General features: G+C 70.9%; 21 protein-coding genes. 5 read left to right on the forward strand and 16 right to left on the reverse strand.

Translation table 11 applies throughout. From position 1 onward, the window contains the following. Positions 1 to 30 precede the first annotated feature (30 nt). A complete protein-coding gene (locus tag FHP06_RS06720) occupies positions 31 to 1743 on the forward strand; it encodes a TIGR03767 family metallophosphoesterase (protein ID WP_147685136.1) in 1713 nt (570 codons plus the stop codon). A 15-nt stretch (positions 1744 to 1758) separates the two neighbouring features. On the opposite strand, the gene rlmN is transcribed toward FHP06_RS06720, so the two are convergent. The 7 genes from rlmN to rpsB are packed head-to-tail and all read right to left on the reverse strand — an operon-like array spanning position 1759 to position 8065. Then, the gene (gene rlmN / locus FHP06_RS06725) at positions 1759 to 2892 is read right to left on the reverse strand and encodes a 23S rRNA (adenine(2503)-C(2))-methyltransferase RlmN (RefSeq protein ID WP_147685139.1); all 1134 of its coding nucleotides are present in this window, start codon (positions 2890 to 2892) and stop codon (positions 1759 to 1761) included. Further along, positions 2889 to 3890 carry a zinc-binding metallopeptidase family protein gene (locus FHP06_RS06730; RefSeq protein ID WP_147685142.1) on the reverse strand — a complete coding sequence of 334 codons (1002 nt, stop codon included), beginning with the start codon at positions 3888 to 3890 and terminating at the stop codon, positions 2889 to 2891. The genes rlmN and FHP06_RS06730 overlap by 4 nt, the downstream gene beginning before the upstream one ends. A gap of 9 nt (positions 3891 to 3899) precedes the next feature. Further along, complete coding sequence (locus tag FHP06_RS06735; RefSeq protein ID WP_147685145.1) at positions 3900 to 4778, reverse strand: phosphatidate cytidylyltransferase; 879 nt, start codon at positions 4776 to 4778, stop codon at positions 3900 to 3902. Next, positions 4768 to 5322: a ribosome recycling factor gene (gene frr, locus FHP06_RS06740; RefSeq protein WP_187271858.1), complete on the reverse strand. Its 555-nt coding sequence runs from the start codon at positions 5320 to 5322 to the stop codon at positions 4768 to 4770. The genes FHP06_RS06735 and frr overlap by 11 nt, the downstream gene beginning before the upstream one ends. 16 nt (positions 5323 to 5338) lie before the next feature. Next, the gene (gene pyrH / locus FHP06_RS06745) at positions 5339 to 6091 is read right to left on the reverse strand and encodes a UMP kinase (protein WP_407921284.1); all 753 of its coding nucleotides are present in this window, start codon (positions 6089 to 6091) and stop codon (positions 5339 to 5341) included. 32 nt (positions 6092 to 6123) lie between these two features. Next, positions 6124 to 6939, reverse strand: coding sequence for a translation elongation factor Ts (gene tsf / locus FHP06_RS06750; protein WP_147685150.1), 816 nt, complete (start codon positions 6937 to 6939; stop codon positions 6124 to 6126). 37 nt (positions 6940 to 6976) lie between these two features. Next, positions 6977 to 8065 carry a 30S ribosomal protein S2 gene (rpsB, locus tag FHP06_RS06755; protein ID WP_147685152.1) on the reverse strand — a complete coding sequence of 363 codons (1089 nt, stop codon included), beginning with the start codon at positions 8063 to 8065 and terminating at the stop codon, positions 6977 to 6979. Positions 8066 to 8353: 288 nt separating this feature from the next. On the opposite strand from rpsB, the gene FHP06_RS16105 reads away from it, so the two are divergent. Next, positions 8354 to 9238 carry a peptidoglycan DD-metalloendopeptidase family protein gene (locus FHP06_RS16105; protein WP_222706397.1) on the forward strand — a complete coding sequence of 295 codons (885 nt, stop codon included), beginning with the start codon at positions 8354 to 8356 and terminating at the stop codon, positions 9236 to 9238. Positions 9239 to 9245: 7 nt separating this feature from the next. Here the strand turns inward: FHP06_RS16105 and FHP06_RS06765 are convergent, their stop codons facing one another. Both FHP06_RS06765 and FHP06_RS06770 read right to left on the reverse strand, forming a co-directional pair. Next, positions 9246 to 10157, reverse strand: coding sequence for a tyrosine recombinase XerC (locus FHP06_RS06765; RefSeq protein WP_147685154.1), 912 nt, complete (start codon positions 10155 to 10157; stop codon positions 9246 to 9248). A 59-nt stretch (positions 10158 to 10216) separates the two neighbouring features. Further along, positions 10217 to 10837, reverse strand: a complete 621-nt coding sequence (locus FHP06_RS06770) for a TetR/AcrR family transcriptional regulator (protein WP_222706398.1) — start codon at positions 10835 to 10837, stop codon at positions 10217 to 10219. Between the two features lie 113 nt (positions 10838 to 10950). Here FHP06_RS06770 and FHP06_RS06775 point away from each other — a divergent pair, with 113 nt between their 5' ends. Continuing rightward, a complete protein-coding gene (locus FHP06_RS06775; RefSeq protein ID WP_147685156.1) occupies positions 10951 to 12753 on the forward strand; it encodes a hydroxysqualene dehydroxylase in 1803 nt (600 codons plus the stop codon). A gap of 1 nt (position 12754) precedes the next feature. Here the strand turns inward: FHP06_RS06775 and FHP06_RS06780 are convergent, their stop codons facing one another. From FHP06_RS06780 to FHP06_RS06790, 3 genes are read right to left on the reverse strand one after another with little or no spacing between them, the layout of a single operon-like run. Continuing rightward, the gene (locus FHP06_RS06780; protein ID WP_222706399.1) at positions 12755 to 13900 is read right to left on the reverse strand and encodes a DNA-processing protein DprA; all 1146 of its coding nucleotides are present in this window, start codon (positions 13898 to 13900) and stop codon (positions 12755 to 12757) included. Further along, on the reverse strand, positions 13897 to 15474 hold the full coding sequence (locus FHP06_RS06785) for a YifB family Mg chelatase-like AAA ATPase (protein ID WP_147685157.1): 1578 nt from the start codon (positions 15472 to 15474) through the stop codon (positions 13897 to 13899). The genes FHP06_RS06780 and FHP06_RS06785 overlap by 4 nt, the downstream gene beginning before the upstream one ends. Continuing rightward, complete coding sequence (locus tag FHP06_RS06790; RefSeq protein WP_147685159.1) at positions 15474 to 15836, reverse strand: YraN family protein; 363 nt, start codon at positions 15834 to 15836, stop codon at positions 15474 to 15476. Before FHP06_RS06790 ends, FHP06_RS06785 begins: the two co-directional genes overlap by 1 nt. Positions 15837 to 15938: 102 nt before the next feature. Between FHP06_RS06790 and FHP06_RS06795 the strand changes: the two genes are divergently transcribed. Next, complete coding sequence (locus tag FHP06_RS06795; protein WP_147685161.1) at positions 15939 to 16778, forward strand: class I SAM-dependent methyltransferase; 840 nt, start codon at positions 15939 to 15941, stop codon at positions 16776 to 16778. Here FHP06_RS06795 and FHP06_RS06800 read toward each other — a convergent pair. The 4 genes from FHP06_RS06800 to rplS form a co-directional block, all read right to left on the reverse strand. Next, on the reverse strand, positions 16753 to 17067 hold the full coding sequence (locus FHP06_RS06800; RefSeq protein ID WP_147685163.1) for a DUF2469 domain-containing protein: 315 nt from the start codon (positions 17065 to 17067) through the stop codon (positions 16753 to 16755). The two genes, FHP06_RS06795 and FHP06_RS06800, sit on opposite strands and share 26 nt — an antisense overlap. Beyond that, entirely contained in the window at positions 17057 to 17710 is a 654-nt protein-coding gene (locus FHP06_RS06805) for a ribonuclease HII (RefSeq protein ID WP_147685165.1), read from the reverse strand. The genes FHP06_RS06800 and FHP06_RS06805 overlap by 11 nt, the downstream gene beginning before the upstream one ends. Positions 17711 to 17716: 6 nt before the next feature. Then, positions 17717 to 18382, reverse strand: a complete 666-nt coding sequence (gene lepB / locus FHP06_RS06810; RefSeq protein WP_147685167.1) for a signal peptidase I — start codon at positions 18380 to 18382, stop codon at positions 17717 to 17719. A gap of 87 nt (positions 18383 to 18469) precedes the next feature. Further along, the gene (gene rplS, locus FHP06_RS06815; RefSeq protein ID WP_147685169.1) at positions 18470 to 18820 is read right to left on the reverse strand and encodes a 50S ribosomal protein L19; all 351 of its coding nucleotides are present in this window, start codon (positions 18818 to 18820) and stop codon (positions 18470 to 18472) included. A gap of 295 nt (positions 18821 to 19115) precedes the next feature. Between rplS and FHP06_RS06820 the strand changes: the two genes are divergently transcribed. After that, positions 19116 to 19994: a hypothetical protein gene (locus tag FHP06_RS06820; RefSeq protein WP_147685171.1), complete on the forward strand. Its 879-nt coding sequence runs from the start codon at positions 19116 to 19118 to the stop codon at positions 19992 to 19994. The last annotated feature ends 11 nt before the right edge of the window (positions 19995 to 20005 follow it).

The following is a 20005-nucleotide window of genomic DNA, read 5'->3' on the forward strand; positions in this document are numbered from 1 at the left end:
CGGGCCACGCCATCCAGGTTGGAGACTCCCATGCCCTTGTCCCGTCGTGACCTCATCCGCTCCTCTGCCGTCATCGGCGGAGCAGTCGCCCTCACCGGAGCGCCGGCCTTCACGTGGCCGTCGACCGCTGACGTCGTGGCGCCGCAGTTCACGACCCTCGAGGCGACCCTGGTTCGTGGCCCGGCGGGTCCGCTCGGATACACCCCGGTGGTGACCGGTCCGGGCCAGGAGCACGTGGTCCGTGAGCAGATCTTCGCGAGCGCGGGCGCCAACCGTGCGATCGGCCGCACCACCATGCTGGCGTTCGCCCAGCTCACCGACGTGCACATCGTCGACCCGGAGTCGCCGCTGCGCCTGGAGTACGTCGACCGGCTCGACGACACGTACGGCGGCGGCCCGACCACCGGTGGCCTGCTCACCTCCAGCTACCGCGCCCAGGAGCTCACCACCACGCACGTCGCCGACTCGATGGTGCAGGCGATCAACCGGGTGGGTGTCGGCCCGGTCACCGGCGCCAACCTGTCGTTCGCCATCCAGACCGGCGACAACTCCGACAACTGCCAGTTCAACGAGGTGCGCTGGAACATCGACGTCCTCGACGGCAAGAAGATCACCCCGGCGTCGGGCAACAAGAGCACGTACGAGGGCGTCATGGACGCCAAGAACAAGGACCGCCACTACTGGAAGCCGGTGACGCCGGCCGGGCAGCAGCCCGACTTCTACAAGAGCAAGTACGGCTTCCCGGACGCCGCCGGCCTGATCGAGGCGTCGCAGCAGACGTACACGCCCGAGGGACTGAACATCCCGTGGTACGCGGCGTTCGGCAACCACGACGGGCTCGTGCAGGGCAACTTCCCGCTCGGCATCGCGCTGCGCGCCGTGTCCACCGGCCGGCTCAAGGTCGACGCCCTGCCGCCCGGCCTCTCCGAGGCCGACGTGTTCTCCGCGCTCAACCAGGGCAAGATCGACCCGCTCCTCGGCGCGATCTCGCCGGCGTCGGCCCGCATCGTCACCCGCGACCACAACCGGCGGCAGCTCACCCGCCGCCAGGTGGTCAACGAGCACTTCAACACCACCGGCACGCCGAAGGGCCACGGCTTCACGGCGAAGAACCGGCTGCACGGCACGGCGTACTACACGTTCGACGCCGGGCCGATCCGCTGCATCGTCATGGACACGGTGAACCCGAACGGCTACTACGAGGGGTCGCTCGACCAGGCGCAGTTCGGCTGGCTGAAGGGCGTGCTGGCGCTGTCGAAGACCAAGTACGTCATGGTCTTCAGCCACCACACCGCCGAGAGCATGGTGAACCCGATCATCGGCACCGGCCTCAACGCCCAGCCGCGCGTCCTCGGCGGCGCGGTCGTCGACCTGTTCCTCGCGAACCCGAACGTCATCGCCTGGGTCAACGGCCACACGCACCGCAACCAGGTGACGCCGCACAAGGCGCCGAACGGGCACAGCGGCTTCTGGGAGATCAACACCGCGTCGCACATCGACTTCCCGCAGCAGTCGCGTCTCATCGAGGTGTGCAAGAACGGCGACGACACGCTGTCGCTGTTCGGCACCATGCTCGACCACGCGGCGCCGTTGTCGCACGGCGGCAGCTTCGCGACCTCGCTGCACATGGCGGCGCTGTCCCGCGAGCTGTCGGCGAACGACCCTCAGCTCGACGTGGCCACCGCGCGCGGCGCGGACGGCGACCGCAACGTCGAGCTGCTGCTCAACGACCCGTTCGCGTAGGTCGGTCCACCGGCCTCACGCGTCGAGGGCGGCCAGCTGGCCGCAGGCACCGTCGATGTCGCTGCCGCGGGTGTCGCGCACCGTGGTGGGCACGCCCTTGGCGACGAGGCGGCGGACGAACTCCTGCTCGTCCTCGCGACGGGACGCCGTCCACGGCGAGCCCGGTGTGGGGTTGAGCGGGATGAGGTTGACGTGCACCCAGCCCCAGTCGCCGTACGACAGCAGGACGTCGGCGAGGAGGTCGGCGCGCCAGGCCTGGTCGTTGATGTCGCGCATCATGGCGTACTCGATCGAGACGCGGCGCTTGGTGGTCCGGGCGTACTCCCAGGCCGCCTCGACGGCCTGGTGCACCGACCAGCGGGTGTTGATCGGCACGAGCTCGTTGCGCAGCTCGTCGTCGGGCGCGTGCAGCGAGAGCGCGAGCGTGACCGGGATGCCCTCGGTGGCGAGCTGGTTGATCCGCGGCACGAGACCGACGGTGCTCACCGTGATGTTGCGCGCGGACATGCCGAGGCCGTCGGGCGCCGGGGCGACCATCTGCCGCACCGCCCCGATGACGGCCTTGTAGTTGGCCATCGGCTCGCCCATGCCCATGAACACGACGTTCGAGAGGCGTCCGGGACCGCCGGGCACCTCGCCGCGTGCCATGACGCCGGCGGCGTCGACGACCTGCTCGACGATCTCGGCCGTGCTCATGTTGCGCTGCAGGCCGCCCTGGCCGGTGGCGCAGAACGGGCACGCCATGCCGCAGCCGGCCTGGCTGGACACGCAGATGGTGGCGCGGTCCGGGTACCGCATCAGCACCGACTCGACGAGCGCGCCGTCGAACAGCCGCCACAGCGTCTTGCGCGTGGTGCCGCGGTCGGCCTCCAGCGTGCGGACCGGGTCGAGGAGCGTCGGCAGCAGGTCGGCGACGATCTTGTCGCGGGTGGCCGCCGGCAGGTCCGTCATCAGGGCCGGGTCGCGGACGAGCCGGCCGAAGTAGTGGGTGGCCACCTGCTTGACCCGGTACGCCGGCTCCCCCAGCGCCTCCGCAGCCGCGGCGCGCTCGTCGCGCGTCAGGTCGGCCAGGTGGCGAGGCGGCTTGGCCCGGCCGCGCGGCTGCTCCATGACGAGCGGCAACGGCTTGCGGGAAGGGCCGGTGGTCATCCGTCCATGGTCGCAGACGCGCCCTGACGGATCACCCGGGCGACGAGGTCGAGCTTGTCGAGCACCGTCGGAGCCAGGACGAACGGGTAGAGGTCGCCGGCGCCCATGCTGCGGTTGATCTGGTTCAGCGCCGTGCTCATCGGCACCCAGACCCCGGTGACGAGGTCGCGGAACGACGAGAAGGCCGACCGGTCGACGGTGGACAGGCCGTACGCCCGGGCGGTGTCGACGGTGTCGCTGATGTGCATGACGTGCGCGAACGTCTCGGCGAAGTCCTCGAACGGGTGCATCGTGGCGTAGGCGGAGATGTACGACTCCTCCCACCCCTCCGGCGGCCCCTCGGCGTAGTGCCGGTCGATCGCGGCCTGGTAGTCGACGGAGTCGTCGCCGAACAGGGCGCGGACGTCGTCGAGCAGCTCGCCCTCGACGAGAACGGACTCGTAGTAATGGCCGATCTCGTGCCGGAAGTGGCCGAGCATCGTGCGGTACGGCTCGGCCATCTCGGCGCGGACCCGCTCACGGTGCGCGTCGTCGCCCTCGGCGAGGTCGATCGTGATGATGCCGTCGGCGTGACCGATGACGACGTTCTCCCCCACGCTGGACAGCAGGTCGAACGCGAGGCCGCCCTCCGGGTCGTCCTGGCGCGTGACGATCGGCAGGCCCAGCACGTCCAGCTCCACCACGAGCCGTCGCTTGGCCGCCTCGGCGACCGGGAACTGCGCGATGCCCTGGAGGTCCTCGTCGGACGGCCGTGTGCGGGTCAGCGAGCAGCTGAAGCACTCACCGCCCGGCTCGCTCGCGAGCCACGTGCAGCCGGACAGCAGGCGGTTGCTGCACGGCTCCCAGACCGTGCCCGACGCGTCGCGGTACCGGCCGTCGTCGAGCGGGACGATCTCCTTCTCCGTGCGGGAGAACGCCAGCGGGGTCTGGCACGACACGCAGACCGAGTTCTCGAAGTACAGCGGGTGCGAGCACACCCGGCATGTGAAAGCACGCACGGTCCAACCTCAGGAGACGTCGACGAGGTAGTGCAGGATCAGCCAGGCCACGGGCGCGACCGCGATCAGCGAGTCGAGCCGGTCCATGAGGCCGCCGTGACCGGGGAGCAGGTCACCCATGTCCTTGATGCCGAGGTCGCGCTTGATGAGCGATTCCGACAGGTCGCCGAGGGTCGCGAAGACCACGCCGGCGACGCCGAGGATCGCCCCGGCCCACCAGTCGCCGTCGAGCGCGAGGGTGACGGTGAGGATGCCGGCGGCGATGCCGACGACGAGCGACCCGGCGAAGCCCTCCCAGGACTTCTTCGGGCTGATGGTGGGCGCCATCGGGTGCTTGCCGAACAGCACGCCCGCGATGTACCCGCCGATGTCCGAGGCGATGGTGGCGACGATGAACGCCACGACGCGCCACGCCCCGTCGTCCTCGACCAGCATGAGCATGACGAAGACGCCCATCAGGTACAGGTACGACAGCGCAAAGATGCCGGCACTGGTGTCGCGGACGAACCCGTCGGCGCCCTCGGAGAGCCGCCACACCAGGGTGGCGACCACCGTGAGGGCCATGGCGACGGCCGCGTCCTCCATGCCCCCGTAGAACGCCGTGGCCAGCATGACTGTGCCGCCGGTGAGGACGGGCAGCACCGGGATGGCGATGCCGGCCGTGGTGAACGCACGACCGAGCTCCCACAGGCCGACGCCGAGGGCGACGACCACCACGACGACGAACAGGTCCTTGACGAAGAACAGCGTCAGCACGACCAGCAGGCCGAGACCGACGCCGACGCCGATCGCCGCGGGCAGGTTGCGGCCGGCGCGGCTGGTCTTCTCCAGCTCCTGCGGCGGATCAGCCGGCTCGGACGGCGCCGCGTCGGCGTCGTCAGACCTCAAGGAGCTCGGCTTCCTTGTTCTTCAGCAGCTCGTCGATCGTGTCGACGTGCTTCTTGGTGAGCCCGTCGAGGCGCTTCTCGGCGCCGACGTTCTCGTCCTTGCTGATCTCGGAGTCCTTCTCGGCCTTGTCGAGCGCCTGCTTGGCGGCACGACGCAGGTTGCGCACGGAGACGCGGCCCTCCTCGGCCTTCGACTTCGCGAGCTTGATGTACTCCTTGCGCCGCTCCTCGGTGAGCTCGGGCAGCGTCACGCGCAGCACCTTGCCGTCGTCGCTGGGGTTGACGCCCAGGTCGGACTCGCGGATGGCCTTCTCGATGGCCCCCTTGGCATTGGCGTCGTAGGGGCTGATGATCACGGTGCGCGGCTCCGGGACCTGGAAGCCGGCCAGCTGCTGCAGGGGCGTCTGCTGCCCGTAGTACTCGGCGGTGATCTGGCTGAACATCGCCGGGTGCGCGCGACCGGTGCGGATCGCGGCGAACTCCTCGCGGGCGTGCTCCACGGCCTTGGCCATCTTGCCGTCGGCCTCGCGCAGCGTCTCGTCGATCACGACTGGTCTCCTCCTACTGGGTCGGTCCGGCGTGGACCAGGGTTCCGATCTTCTCACCACGGAGGACGCGGGCGATGTTGCCCTCGCCCTCCATGCCGAAGACGACCATGGGCAGCCGGTTCTCCATGCAGAGCGCGAACGCGGCGGCGTCGACGACCTTCAGGCCGAGGCGCAGGGCCTCCGAGAACGTGATCTCGTCGAACCGGATGGCGTCGGGATCGACGCGCGGGTCCGCGGAGTAGACCGCGTCGACGCCGCTCTTGCTCATCAGCACCGCGTCGGCCTTGATCTCCAGGGCACGCTGCGCGGAGACGGTGTCGGTGGAGAAGTACGGCATGCCGGCGCCGGCGCCGAAGATCACGACGCGGCCCTTCTCGAGGTGCCGGATGGCCCGCCGCGGGATGTACGGCTCGGCGACCTGGCCCATCGTGATGGCCGACTGCACGCGCGTCTCGACACCCTGCTTCTCGCAGAAGTCCTGCAGCGCGAGGGCGTTCATGACGGTGCCCAGCATGCCGATGTAGTCGGCGCGCGACCGCTCCATGCCGCGCTGGCTCAGCTCGGCCCCGCGGAAGAAGTTGCCGCCGCCCACGACGATCGCCACCTGGACGCCCTCACGGACGGCCTCGGCCACCTGCTTCGCGATGCCGTTGACGACGTCGGGGTCGATGCCCGTGCGGCCACCGCCGAAGACCTCGCCGGACAGCTTCAGCAGGACGCGCTTGACGTCCGGACCATCGTTCGCCGACTCGGTCTCCACGATGATCCGGTCCCTCCTGCTGGGCTCGTACGGGCTGGTCAGGCGCCGATCTCGATGTGGGCGAAGCGGGTGATGGCCACGCCGGCGTCGTCGAGGATCGCCTTGACCGTCTTCTTATTGTCCTGAACCGACGGCTGGTCGAGCAAGACGACGTCCTTGAAGAAGCCGTTGACGCGACCCTCCACGATCTTGGGCAGCGCCTGCTCGGGCTTGCCCTCCTCGCGGGCCGTGGCCTCGGCGATCTCGCGCTCCTTGGCGACGATGTCGGCCGGCACGTCCTCACGGGTGAGGTAGCGCGGACGCATCGCGGCGATCTGCATGGCGGCGCCGCGGGCGGCGTCCAGGTCGTCGCCGGTGTACTCGACGAGCACGCCGACGGCCGGCGGGAGGTCGCTGGCACGACGGTGCAGGTACGTGGCGACCTGGCCGTCGAAGCTGGCGACGCGGCCGAGCTCGAGCTTCTCGCCGATGACCGCGGCGAGGGCCGAGATGGCCTCGCTGACCGTCTGGCCGCTGGGCAGCGTCGTGGACGCGAACTCCTCGGCGTCGGCCGGCTTGGACTCGTCGGCGGCCTTGGCCAGCTCCTCGGCGAGCGCGATGAACTGCTCGTTCTTGGCGACGAAGTCGGTCTCGCTGTTGAGCTCGACGATCGCGGTGCCGGAGCTCGCGACGAGCCCGGACGACGCCTCACGCTCGGCACCCCGCTTGGCCGCCTTGGCGGCACCGGAGATGCGCAGCAGCTCGACGGCCTTGTCGAAGTCGCCGTCGGCCTCGGTGAGCGCCTTCTTGGCGTCCATCATCCCGGCGCCGGTGGCGTCGCGGAGCTTCTTGACGTCTGCGGCAGTGATTGCCATCTGTGTTCTCTCGCTTCTCAGGTAGTGGTGTGGCGCGTCACTCGGCGGAGTCGGCGTCAGCCTTCTCGTCAGCCGGGGCGTCGGCCTTGTCCTCAGCCTTCTCGGCGGCCTTCTTCGCGGGCGCCTTCTTGGCGGTGGCCTTCTTGGCCGGCGCCTTCTTCGCGGCCGCCTTCTTGGCCGGGGCCTCGTCGGTGGTCTCGGCGGCCGGCGCCTCGGTCTCGGCGGCGGCGTCCTCGACGGTCACCGCGGCCTCGGCAGCATCGGTGGCAGCGTTGGCGTCGGCCTGGGCCGGCGTCTCGGTGCCGCCCTGGGCCGCAGCGGTGCCAGGTGAAGGCGCCGCCGCGCCGGGCTGCTCGAGCAGCTCACGCTCCCACTCGGCCATCGGCTCGTCGGAGCCGAGCTCGGAGCCGGCCTCCTCCTCGCCGGTCTTGCTGCCGCCGCGCGACAGCAGGCCCTCGGCCACGGCGTCGGCGACGACGCGGGTCAGCAGGCTGACGGAGCGGATGGCGTCGTCGTTGCCCGGGATCGGGTAGTCGACGTCGTCGGGGTCGCAGTTGGTGTCGAGGATCGCGACGATCGGGATGTTGAGCTTCTTCGCCTCGTCGACCGCAAGGTGCTCCTTCTTGGTGTCGACGATCCAGACGGCGGACGGCGTGCGCGACATGTCACGGACACCACCGAGGGTGCGCGAGAGCTTGTCGTACTCGCGACGCATCTGCAGGAGCTCCTTCTTCGTGCGACCGGAGCCGGCCACGTCGTCGAAGTCGATCTCCTCGAGCTCCTTCATGCGCTGCAGGCGCTGGTGCATGGTCTGGAAGTTCGTGAGCATGCCGCCCAGCCAGCGCTGGTTCACGTAGGGCATGCCGACGCGCTTGGCCTGCTCCTCGATCGGCTCCTGCGCCTGGCGCTTGGTGCCGACGAACAGGATCGTGCCGCCGCGGGCGACGGTGTTCTTGACGAACTCGTAGCCGGCGTCGATGTAGGCGAGCGACTGCTGCAGGTCGATGATGTAGATGCCGTTGCGCTCGGTGAAGATGAAACGCTTCATCTTGGGGTTCCAGCGACGGGTCTGGTGCCCGAAGTGGACGCCGCTCTCGAGCAGCTGGCGCATGGTGACGACGGCCATGGTCGTGTTCTCCTGGTTTCCTGGTTTGACGCACCACCGGTCGGCGATGCCCTGGTGCTCGTTGCACACGGGCCACCTCCGCAGAGGACCAGGACCGTGCCTGTGTTCGGTGACGACACGTCACACAGGAGACGAGCACGCGAATTTCACGTCCGAGGACGTGATGGTGACAGTCTACGGCACCCTCCCGTGCTGAACGAAATCCACAGGCGTGCCGGGGCCGACGCTCGTGCACAGACCTCCGCGAGGACCCTCCCGAGGCTGCATTCGGCCGGATTCGCTGGACGCATGACTCCCCGCGTCCTGGTCCTGGCTCTGCTGATCGTCCTCGTCGCGCCCGCTGCCTCTGCCGACGAGACGGTCTGGCAGTGGCCGCTCGGCGACCGCCGGGTGAGCGGGGCGTTCGACCTGCCGGACGAGCCCTACGCCGCAGGACACCGCGGGATCGACCTCCCCGGGGCGGTCGGCGGCGCCGTGCGGGCCGTCGCGCCGGGCCGGGTGACCTTCGCCGGGACGATCGCCGGCGTCGGAGTCGTCACCGTGGACCACGGCGGCGAGCGGTCCACCTACCAGCCCGTCCGGGCGAGTGTTCGTCGCGGCGACGCCCTCGAGGCGGGTGACCTTCTGGGCCGACTGGTCGGTCACGGGTCGCACTGCGCGTCCGCGTGCCTGCACCTCGGCCGCCTGCGCGGGAAGGACTACCTGGACCCGCTCGAGCGGCTGGACCACACCGCGCGGTTCCGGCTGGTCGACCCTGACGGGCCGCCACCCCACCCGCCGACGGGCGGCGACGGGTCGTTGCGCCGTCCGGTCGGCGGCCCGGTCACCTCGCCGCTCGGCACGCGGGTGCACCCGGTCACCGGCGTGCGGAAGCTGCACGACGGCACCGACTTCGGCGCGGCCTGCGGCACGCCGGTCCGTGCCGCGGCGGACGGCGTGGTGGTGGGCGTGCCGTCGGACCGCGCCTACGGCAACCGCGTCGTGATCCGGCACGGCGGTGGCCTGGAGACCAGCTACAACCACCTGTCGCGGCAGAGCGTCCGGGTCGGTCAGCACGTCACCCCGAGCATCACGGTCGGCCGGGTCGGGCGGACCGGCCTGGCCACCGGCTGCCACCTGCACTTCATGGTCACGAGGGGCGGACGGCCCACCGATCCGATGAGTCTCCTCTAAGCCAGGTCTAGGCGCGCGGGTGCGCGAGACGATAGGCGGCGCGCAGCCGCTCGTTGCTCACGTGCGTGTAGATCTGCGTCGTGCCGAGCGACGCATGGCCGAGGATCTCCTGCACGCTGCGCAGGTCGGCACCGCCCTCGAGCAGGTGGGTGGCGGCCGTGTGCCGCAGGCCGTGCGGACCGACGTCGGGCGCGCCGTCCACGGCGGCGAGGCGCTGGTGCACGACCCGGCGCACCGCGCGCTGATCCATCCGGCCGCCACGTGCGCCGAGGAAGACGGCGGAACCGCTGCCGTCCGCGGCCAGAGCGGGCCGGCCACGCCACAGCCACTGCTCGACGGCCTCGGCCGCCGGCTGCCCGTACGGGACGGCGCGCTCCTTGCTGCCCTTGCCGAGCACCCGGACGACCCGTCGCTCACGGTCGAGGTCGTCGATGTCGAGGCCGCAGAGCTCACCGACCCGGATGCCGGTGGCGTAGAGGAGCTCCAGCACGGCGAGGTCGCGCAGGCCGATCGGGCCGTCGTCGGCCACCGACGCGGCTGTCGCGTCGAGAAGACCGCGGATGTCGTCATGACCGAGCGCCACAGGAAGCTCGCGGCGTGACTTCGGGCTGGCGAGCAGCGCCCCCGCGTCGGACGACGCCCGACCGCTGGTGGCGAGCCACGCGGTGAAGGACCGGGTGGACGTCGCGCGCCGGGCCAGCGTGGTGCGGGCGCGACCGAGCGTCTGCTGGGTGGCGAGGTGGCTGCGCAGCGCGCGGAGCGTGAGGTCGGCCGGGTCGTCGATGCCCAGCCGGATGGCGTGCTCGGCCAACCGGGTCAGGTCGGTGACGTAGGCCCGGACCGAGTGCTCGCTGAGGTTCCGCTCCGCGGCGAGGTGGTGCTCGAAGTCGGCCAGCGCCGACGCCCACGCCTCACTCATCGTGTCCACCACCGTCCCACTGTCCGCCCTCGCGGCGAGCGCTCCAACGAGGCGCGCCGTCACCCCATCCGCTTCATGCCGGTCCACAGCAGGTTCATCGCGGCGTCGACGACCTCGCTGCGAGGGACGTCCGGGAACTCGCGGCGCCACTCCCCTGCGCCGGCGGACAGCGCGCCGACCAGCATCTCCACGATCAGGTCGGCGCGGGGCGTGCCGGCGTCCGCGCCGATGTCGTCGGCGAGCATCTCGGCCACGGCCGCCGACCGGCTGCGACGGGATTCCCGCCAGGCAGCGTCGACGTCAGGGTCACCGTGCACGTCGTTCTTGTAGAGCAGGGCCCAGGCGGCAGGATGCCGCTCGGCGAAGCTGAGGACGGCGTCGACCGTGCCCCGCATGCGCTCCCGCGGCGACCCGTCGCCGGCGATGTGCGCCCCGACGTGGCCGAGGAAGATCGCGCTCTGCTCGTTGAGCGCGGAGATGAACAGGTCGCGCTTCGACGAGAAGTGGTCGTAGAGCACTGCGCGGGTGACGCCGGCCTCGGCCGCGATCTCGGCCATCCCCGGCGATCCGTAGCCGCGCGCCCCGAAGACGTCCACGGCCGCGCGCAGGATCCCGGCACGTCGCGCCGGCGCTGCGAGGCGGCGGCGCGGCGGCGTGACATCCATCGTCTCAACCGACACACCTGCAGGATAGCCCGCCGGAAGGCGCCAGCACGAGCGCGAATCGCGGTCGTTGACTACCGACAGACGTGTCGGTAACTTGCGGTTACCGGTCTCGAGACAAGGACACGCGCATGGAGAACGAGCGACCCACCGCGAACCACGACACGTCGGGCGTCTCCCGCCGGACCCTGCTCGGCGCCACCGGGCTGGCGGTCGCCGCCACCGGCCTCTCCCTCGGACCGAGCGGCCCGGCCCTCGGCGCATCGGCCAAGCGACGCGTGGCGGTCCTCGGCGGCGGCATGGCCGGCCTCGCCGCCGCGCACGAGCTCGCGGAGCGCGGCTTCAGCGTCACGGTGTACGAGCGCAAGGAGCTCGGCGGCAAGGCGCGCAGCATCCCGGTCGACGGAACCGCCGGACCCGGCCACCGTGACCTGCCGGGCGAGCACGGCTTCCGGTTCTTCCCGGGCTTCTACCACCACGTGCCCGACTCCATGAGCCGCATCCCGTTCGCCGGCAACGCCAACGGCGTCAAGGACAACCTGGTCAACACGATCCTGTCCGACAGCTGGTTCTACCGCGCCAACGGCCGAGCCGACGGCACCCTGTTCGGCGCCATCCCGCACCCGGCCGGAGCTTTCACGCCCGGCGGGCTGCAGCGGATCCTCGTGCAGGAGATCCTCAAGCACAAGATGGTGCGCCCACTCGAGGCAGCCTTCTTCGTCACCAAGCTGGTCGCGTTCTTCACCAGCTCCGACGAGCGCCGACTGGGTCAGTGGGAGAAGGTCCCGTGGTGGGACTTCGTCCAGGCCGACCGGTTCTCGACCGAGTACCAGACGGTGTTGGCCCGCGGTCTCACCAAGTCGCTCGTGGCGGCGAAGGCCGAGACCGCCAGCACGCGCACGATCGGCAACATGGCCGAGGCGTTCATCTACAACATCATGGGCCGCGGCAACGACGGCGCGCTCGACCGCGTGCTCAACGGCCCCACCACCGAGGTCTGGATCGACCCGTGGGTCACCTACCTCCGGTCGATCGGCGTGCAGTTCCGCGTCGGCCAGAGCGTGGAGGCCCTCGAGACGTCGGGCGGCTCCATCTCCTCGGCGCGGGTCCGTGACACGGCCGGCAACGTCACGAACGTCGAGGCTGACTGGTTCGTGTGCGCGATGCCGGCCGAGAAGGCACGTGAGCTCTGGAGCAACGACGTCCTGTCGCTCGATCCGAGCCTCGAGGGGATGAACGAGCTGGTCGTGGACTGGATGAACGGCATCCAGTTCTTCCTGCGCGACTCGGCGGACATCGGGAGCGGCCACGCGACCTTCATCGACTCGCCCTGGGCGCTCACCGGTCTCACGCAGGCGCAGTTCTGGCGCGAGGACTTCGCGAAGACCTACGGCGACGGCACGGCTGTCGACTGCCTCTCCGTGGACGTCTCCAACTGGGACACCCCGGGCATCCTCTACGGCAAGCCGGCGAACCGGTGCACGGCCGAGGAGGTCAAGAACGAGGTCTGGGCGCAGATCAAGGCCCACGTGGAGGACAACGGCGAGAACGTGCTGCCGGACGGCATCCTGCACTCCTGGTTCCTGGACCCGGCGATCAAGTGGAACCCGGCCACGGGCACGAACTCCAACGACGAGCCGCTGCTCATCAACACGGTCGGCTCGTGGGACCTGCGCCCGGAGGCCAGGACCGCGATCCCGAACCTGTTCCTCGCCGGCGACTACGTGAAGACGGACATCGACCTGGCCACCATGGAGGGCGCGAACGAGTCCGGCCGCGCCGCGACGAACGCCATCCTGGACGCCGCGGACTCCAACGCCGAGCGGGCCACGATGTACAAGCTCTACGACCCGCCGGAGTTCAAGGCGCTGAAGAAGATCGACGCCCAGCGGTACAAGCGCGGCCTGCGCAACCTGTTCCAGGGCGGCGCCTGACCTACACGTCGGCCCGGCGCTCGAGCAGCCACCGCTCCCCCACGCGCGTCGCGAGACCACGGCGCTCGAGGAGGGCGAGCGCCGGCGCCGTCTGGTGCGGTCCGATGCCGGCGAGGTCGGCCACCTCCCGGGACGAGCGCGGCTGGTGCCACTCCAGGGCGTCGAGCGCACGCTGCGCGGGCGTGGGCAGCCGGTCGAACTCCGAGCTGTCGCCGCCCGTGGACGCGTCCTCGACGACGCCCGGGCCGGCCAGCTCGGCCAGCACCTCGGCGCCGTTGGTGACCAGCACCGCCTTGCCGTCGCGCACGGCCTGGTGCGTGCCGCCGGACTGCTGCGAGAGCACCGGTCCGGGGACCGCCATGGTGGGTCGGCCGAGCCGGTCGGCCCAGTGGAGGGTGTTGAGCGACCCGCTCCGCCGGCGCGCCTCGACGACCACCGTGCCACTCGCCAGCCCGGCGATGATCCGGTTGCGCGAGAGGAACCGCGCCTTCGTGGGCGTCTGGCCCGGCGCCTGCTCGCTGACGACCAGGCCCACCTCGGCCACTCGGCTGAGCAGCGCAGCGTGCGCCTTCGGATAGTCGACGTCGGCACCGCAGGCCAGCACGGCAACGGTGGACCGGTCGAGAGCCAGGGCGCCGCGGTGCCCGGCGGCGTCGATGCCGAACGCCGCCCCGCTGACGACCGTGACGCCGGCATCTGCCGCGTCAGCGGCGATCTCGGAGGCGACCTCGGCCCCGTACGGCGTGCAGTCGCGTGCGCCGACCACGGCGAGGCTCGTGCGGCGCAGGCTGCCCGTGCCGCCACGTCCGCGCAGCCACAGTCCGAGCGGTGCGCCAGTGACGCCGTGGAGCGGCTCCACGTGGTCGAGGTCGTCGAGCTGGTGCGGCCATCCCGGATGGCCGGGGTGGATCCACCGCAGCCCGGCGGCGTCGGCCGACTCCATGGCCCGCTCGACCCGAGCGTCAACGGTGCGGGCGCGCTCGAGCCACGCGTCCGGCCAGGACGGTGCCCCCGGGAGGCGCCGGCCGCGCTGCACGGCGGTCAGCACCGCCACCGGGTCGTGGTCGGCCAGCAGCCCGGGTACACGGGCGTCACCGGGTTCGCAGACGAGGCTCAGGCCGAGCCGGGCGCGAGCCGTGGACCTCACGAGGTGGTCACCAGCTCGCGCAGCTCGTGCCCGATGGGCGAGCCGCAGCGCAGAGCGAGGGCGAGCGCGACGTCCTCGGCGTCCGGCTCGTCGTGCGACCGCAGGTCGGCGACGCTCCAGGCCAGCCGCAGGGTCCGGTCCGCTGAGCGTGCCGAGAGCTTCTGCGTGCGCAGCTGAGCGTCGAGCACGCCGCGCGCGTCCGCGGTGACCGGCCACCGCTTGCGGAGCTCGACCCCGGGGACGTCGGTGTTGAGACGCCACGGCGTGCCGTCATACCGCGCGGCCTGGCGCTCGCGTGCCTGCGCGACGAGCTCGGCGAGCTCGGTGCTCGATCGTGCCCGCGTGATGGCACGCGCGAGCTCGGGACGGCTCGGCGCGGTAAGCACGCGGTGGATGTCGATGCGGTCGCGGACCGGGCCGGAGATGCGGTCGCGGTAGCGACGCCGCATCAGCGGCGTGCACTCGCACTGGTCGGAGACCGAGCCGCCCTGGCCGCACGGGCACGGGTTGGCGGCCAGGACCAGCTGGAATCTCGCCGGGAACACAGCGGTCTGCGTGGCTCGGGACACCACCACGTGCCCGCTCTCCAGCGGTTGGCGCAGGGCGTCGAGGACGTTCGATGCGAACTCCGGCGCCTCGTCCATGAACAGGACCCCGCGGTGCGCGAGCGACAGCGCACCCGGCCGGATGGACCGGCTGCCGCCACCGACGACGGCCACGGCGCTCGCGGTGTGGTGCGGGTCGACGAAGGGAGGCCGGCGGATCAGCGGCGCGTCGGAGGGCAACGTGCCGGCGAGCGAGTGGACGGCACTCACCTCGAGCGCCGCGGTGTGGTCGAGCTCCGGCAGCAGGCTCGGCAGGCGTTGGGCGAGCATCGTCTTGCCGATGCCCGGCGGCCCGGTCATGAACAGGTGGTGCCCGCCGGCGGCCGCCACGAGCAGGGCGGTGCGCGACTCCTCCTGACCTGCGACGTCGGCGACGTCGAGGTGCGTGAGCTGCTCGCTCCCGCCCCAGGAGGTGCCGCCACCCTCGTCGAGCGGGGGCACGGGCGGCTCGTCCGGCAGCTCGGCGCCGGTGAGCATCGCGACCGTCTGGCGGACCGACCGCGTGCCCACCACCTGGACGCCGGGCACCAGGGCGGCCTCGGCGACGTTCGACTCTGGGACGACGACGCGCTCGAAGCCGGCCTCCGCTGCCGCGAGCGTGGCCGGCAGCACGCCACGGACCGCCCGCAGCCGGCCGTCCAGCGCGACCTCGCCGAGAAACACCGTGTCCTGGAGCCGCTCGACGGGGACCAGCTTCTTGGCCGCGAACACCGCGAGGGCGATGGCGAGGTCGTAGTGCGAGCCGGACTTCGGCAGCGAGCTCGGCGCCAAGTTGATGGTGACCCGCTGGTCGGGCCACGACGTGCCCGAGTTCACCACGGCCGCCCGTACCCGGTCGCGGGCCTCGTTCACGATCGTGTCCGCGAGGCCGACAACAACGGTTGCGGGCATCCCGTTGCTGATGTCGACCTCGACCTCCACGGGCCGTCCGGTCAGCCCGTCGAGCGTCACCGAGTGCGTCGCCGCCATCAGGCGACCCCCGCCACGCGCTCGACGACCGGCGCGCCCTTGCTCGGCACGACGACCGAGATGACGTCGATGCGCACCGCCGGCGGCTCGACGCCGTGCACCTCCAGCCAGTACGCGGCGAGCCGACGCAGCCGGGTGGCCTTGTGCCCCGTCACCGCCTCGAGCGGAGACCCGTGCCGTGTGTCGAGCCGGGTCTTGACCTCGCAGATCACCAGCGTGGAGCCGTCGCGCGCCACCAGGTCGATCTCGCCGTACCGGCAGCGCCAGTTCCGGGCCAGCACGACCATGCCGAGCTCGCGCAGGTGCCGCTCCGCCACCCGCTCGCCGTACTCACCGATGGACTGGTTGCGCGCGTACGTCATGCATCCACCCTCGCGACGTCAGCCCGCCGGGACCCCCGGGAGCGACTCGGGTGTGGACATCGCGACCGGGCTTTCCTGCTGTGGATGGTCTAGCCTCGCGCCATGTTCCGACGCACCGATGCGGCCGTCAGCCCGACGGCGCTCTACACCGGCACGGTGTGGCGGCGGAACGGTCTGTCGCACCCGGCGTTCGCCACCACCGCGGGCCAGGCGCTGTGGGCGAGCCTGGCAGGACCGCGGCACCTGGCGAGCGCGATCGGAGCCCCCGACCTCGACGCCCTGCTGCTCGCGCGGCACCACGCGATCGACACGCTGCTCGAGCGGGCCATCGAGGCCGGCGAGGTCTCGCAGGTCGTGGAGATCGCGTCGGGACTGTCGCCACGCGGCTGGCGGTTCGCCACGCGTCATCCCGACCTCACCTACGTCGAGACCGACCTCCCGGACATGGCGCGCCGCAAGGAGCGGATCCTCCGCGACGCCGACCTGCTGCGTCCCGGCCACCGCGTCCGCGTCCTCGACGCCTTCGCCACGGACGGGCCGGACTCCCTCCCCGCACTCGCCGAGGAGCTCGACCCCACCCGCGGCACGGCGGTCATCACCGAGGGGCTGATCAACTACTTCCCGATGGACCACGTTCGCACGCTGTGGGACAACGTCGGCACCGCCCTTCGGGGGTTCCCGCGCGGGCTCTACCTGTCCGACATCCACCTGGACCACTCGCCGGGCCTGACGACGGCGGTCAGCAAGGCGCTGATCACGGTGTTCGTGCGCGGCGAGGTCTACCTGCACTTCGCCGACGAGGCCGAGGCCGTGGAGGCGCTGAAGGCGTCCGGCTTCGACCACGCCCAGCTGCTGCGGCCGAGCTCGTTCGAGTCGCCCACCAGCGACCGACGGGGCGTCGACCGCAACCTGATCATCAGGGCGTCGTCGGGGGCAGCTTGACGTCGGAGTCCTGAAGCTCCTCGACGTTGACGTCCTTGAACGTGAGCACCTTGACGTTCTTGGCAAACCGCGCTGGGCGGTAGATGTCCCACACCCACGCGTCAGTGAGCGTGACCTCGAAGTAGGCGTCGCCGGTCTCCGAGCGCACCTTCACGTCGACGGCGTTGCACAGGTAGAACCGGCGGTCCGTCTCGACGACGTACTTGAAGATCTTCACGACGTCGCGGTACTCGCGGTAGAGCGCGAGCTCCATGTCCGACTCGTAGCGCTCGAGGTCTTCAGTGCTCATGTCGGCCCTCCATGGCGGCTCGGACGTTGACGAAGGAGAGCCGGTGCTCGGCGCACGGCCCGTGGTCGCGGAGCAGCTCGTCGTGCCGCTCCGTGACGTAGCCCTTGTGGGTGGCGAAGTCGTAGATCGGGTAGCGGTCGTGCAGCTCGGTCATGATGCGGTCGCGCGTCACCTTGGCCACCACGGACGCGGCGGCGATGGACGCGGACACCTGGTCACCCTTCCAGACCGCCAGGCCCGGGACGCCGAGGCCGTCGACCGGGAAGCCGTCGGTGAGCACGTAGCCGGGCCGCACCTCCAGGCGCGCGAGGGCGCGGCGGAGGGCGGCGATGTTGGCGCGGTGCAGGCCGATGCGGTCGCAGTCGGGTGCCTCCACCACGACGACGGCCATGTCGACCGCGCGCTTGCAGATCAGCTCGTAGCAGGCCTCGCGACGCTTCTCGGTGAGCAGCTTGGAGTCGGCCAGCCCGGCGATGGGGCGGTCGAGCACCACGGCCGCCGCGACCAGCGGTCCGGCACACGCCCCGCGACCGGCCTCGTCGACGCCGGCGACCGGCACGAGGCCACGGCGTTCCAGGGCGCGCTCATAGCCGTACAGCCCGGCGTCGCGCCGGACGGTGGTGCCGGAGGCGAACGACGTCATGGCTGCTCAGCGGTCCTTGATGTGGTCGAACGTGTCGGGATGGTCCATGAAGCCCATGCGCTTGAGCGGCCAGACGCGCAACCAGGCCTTGCCGACGACGGCGTCCTCGTCGATGAATCCGCCACCGGGATCGCCCTGGTGCATGCGGGAGTCGGCGGAGTTGCCGCGGTTGTCGCCCATCACCCACAGGTGGCCCTTGGGCACGACGACGTCGAACCGCTGGTCGTCGTTGGCCTGCGGGTCGAGCAGGTAGGGCTCGTCGAGCGCGGTGCCGTTGACCGTGATGTGGCCGGTGTCGTCGCAGCAGGCGACCTCGTCGCCCCCGACGCCGATCACCCGCTTGATCAGGTGCCCGCCCGTGGGGAACAGGCCGACCGTCTCGAGCGCCTTCTGGACCGGGTTCGAGGCGCGCCGGGACTCGGCCTCGCTGAGCCAGCCGCCGGGATCGTCGAAGACGACGATGTCACCGCGCTCCGGAGAGCCCGTCCAGTACGAGATCTTCTGCACGAGGATCTTGTCGTTGACGAGCATCGTCGGTTCCATCGACTCCGACGGGATGTAGAACGCCTGGATGAAGAACGCCTTGACGATGACGGCCATCACCATGGCGATCACCACGAGGAGGATCGTCTCCTGCCAGACGGGCAGCTGACGCTTCGCGGTGTCGCTCACCCGACGAGCCTACCCAGCCAGGGTCGACGCCGAACGCCGGACACTTCGCGACGAGATGAGAAGTCGCGAAGAAGGTTCCGGGGAACCTCAGTCCTCGCGCTTCTCGCGAATCTTGGCGGCCTTGCCGCGCAGGTTGCGGAGGTAGTAGAGCTTGGCCCGGCGGACGTCACCGCGCGTCGCGACCTCGATCGTCTCGATGATCGGGGTGTGCAGCGGGAAGGTGCGCTCGACACCGACGCCGAAGCTGACCTTGCGGACCGTGAAGGTGCGGCCGATGCCGGACCCCTGGACCTTGATGCAGACGCCCTGGAACACCTGGACGCGAGAGCGGTTGCCCTCGACGACCTTGACATGCACCTTGAGCGTGTCGCCCGCACGGAACTCGGGAAGGTCGGTGCGCAGGGACTCGCTCGCCACCTGGTCGACGACGTTGGTCATGATCTACTCCTCGCCGGTGCCACAGGTCACCCACGGATGGTCACGTGAAGTTTGGATGTCGGCGCTTCTCGGCGGCTCCCCTGTGGCAGGGCCGTCCCGCGCCAAGGATCTAGTCTGCCACAGGTGTCAGTGCGTCCCGAAATCGCCGTCCCGGACGCAAGAATCGACGTGATGCCCGTAGGTCCGCCGTCACGTCGATTCGTTCGTCAATGACAGCCGCGGTGGAGCTGCGCCGGTGTCCACAGCGACGGAAACGCCGCTCCCCGGTCGCGCCGTGGACCGCTGGCATGGATGCATGCAGACGGTCCTCACCTACGCCGACGCCGTATCGGCATTCGGCCGCGCTCGGGTGCGTCGCGCCGTGGCCGCCGGACTCTGGCAGCACCCGACGGCCAACGTGTACGTCTCGCACAACGGGCCACTCACGAGTCTGGAACGCCTCGAGGTCGCGAGGCTGGCAGGCGGCACGCGCGCCGTCCTCGGCGGGCTGTCCGCCCTCGGCCTCGACGGTTTCGACGGGCCCGAGCCGTCTCGTCCTGTGGTGGTCATGCCGATCGGGGCCCGACGACCCACGTACACCGACGCGACACCGCACTGGTCGAGCGAGCTGACGTCGGCGGACGTGCACCCCCTGCGCATGCCGCCACGGACGCGTCCCGCGCGCAGTCTCGTCGACGCCGCTTCCTGGGCCGCCAGCGACGTCGCGGCCCGGCGGATCGTCATCGCCGGGGTGCAGCAGGGACTGGCATCGACGCGATCACTGCGCGAGGCACTCACGCGACGCGGGACGTGTCGTCGGCGGGCCCTCGTCGTGGAGTCGATCCTCGACGCGGCCGGCGGTGTGCAGTCACTGCCCGAACGCGACTTCGGCCGGATCATCGCGCGCCACGGGCTGCCGGCCCCGACGCGACAGGCCAGAGTGCGCGGGCCCGACGGCCGCTACTACCTCGACGCGGACTGGACCGGACTCGGAGTCGCGGTCGAGATTCATGGCATTCCTCATCTCGAGGTGAGGAGCTGGGACGACGACCTACGCCGGGGCAACGAGCTGGTGATCGAGGGCCGACGTGTGGCGCAGTTCAGCTCGTTCGGCATACGCCACCGCCAGGACGACGTCGCAGACCAGCTTCGACGGCTGCTACGGAGCGCCGGGTGGACGGACGAATCGGCCTGACGGTCCATATG

It is taken from the genome of Aeromicrobium terrae, assembly GCF_008039565.1.
GTDB classification, from domain to species: Bacteria; Actinomycetota; Actinomycetes; order Propionibacteriales; family Nocardioidaceae; genus Aeromicrobium; species Aeromicrobium terrae.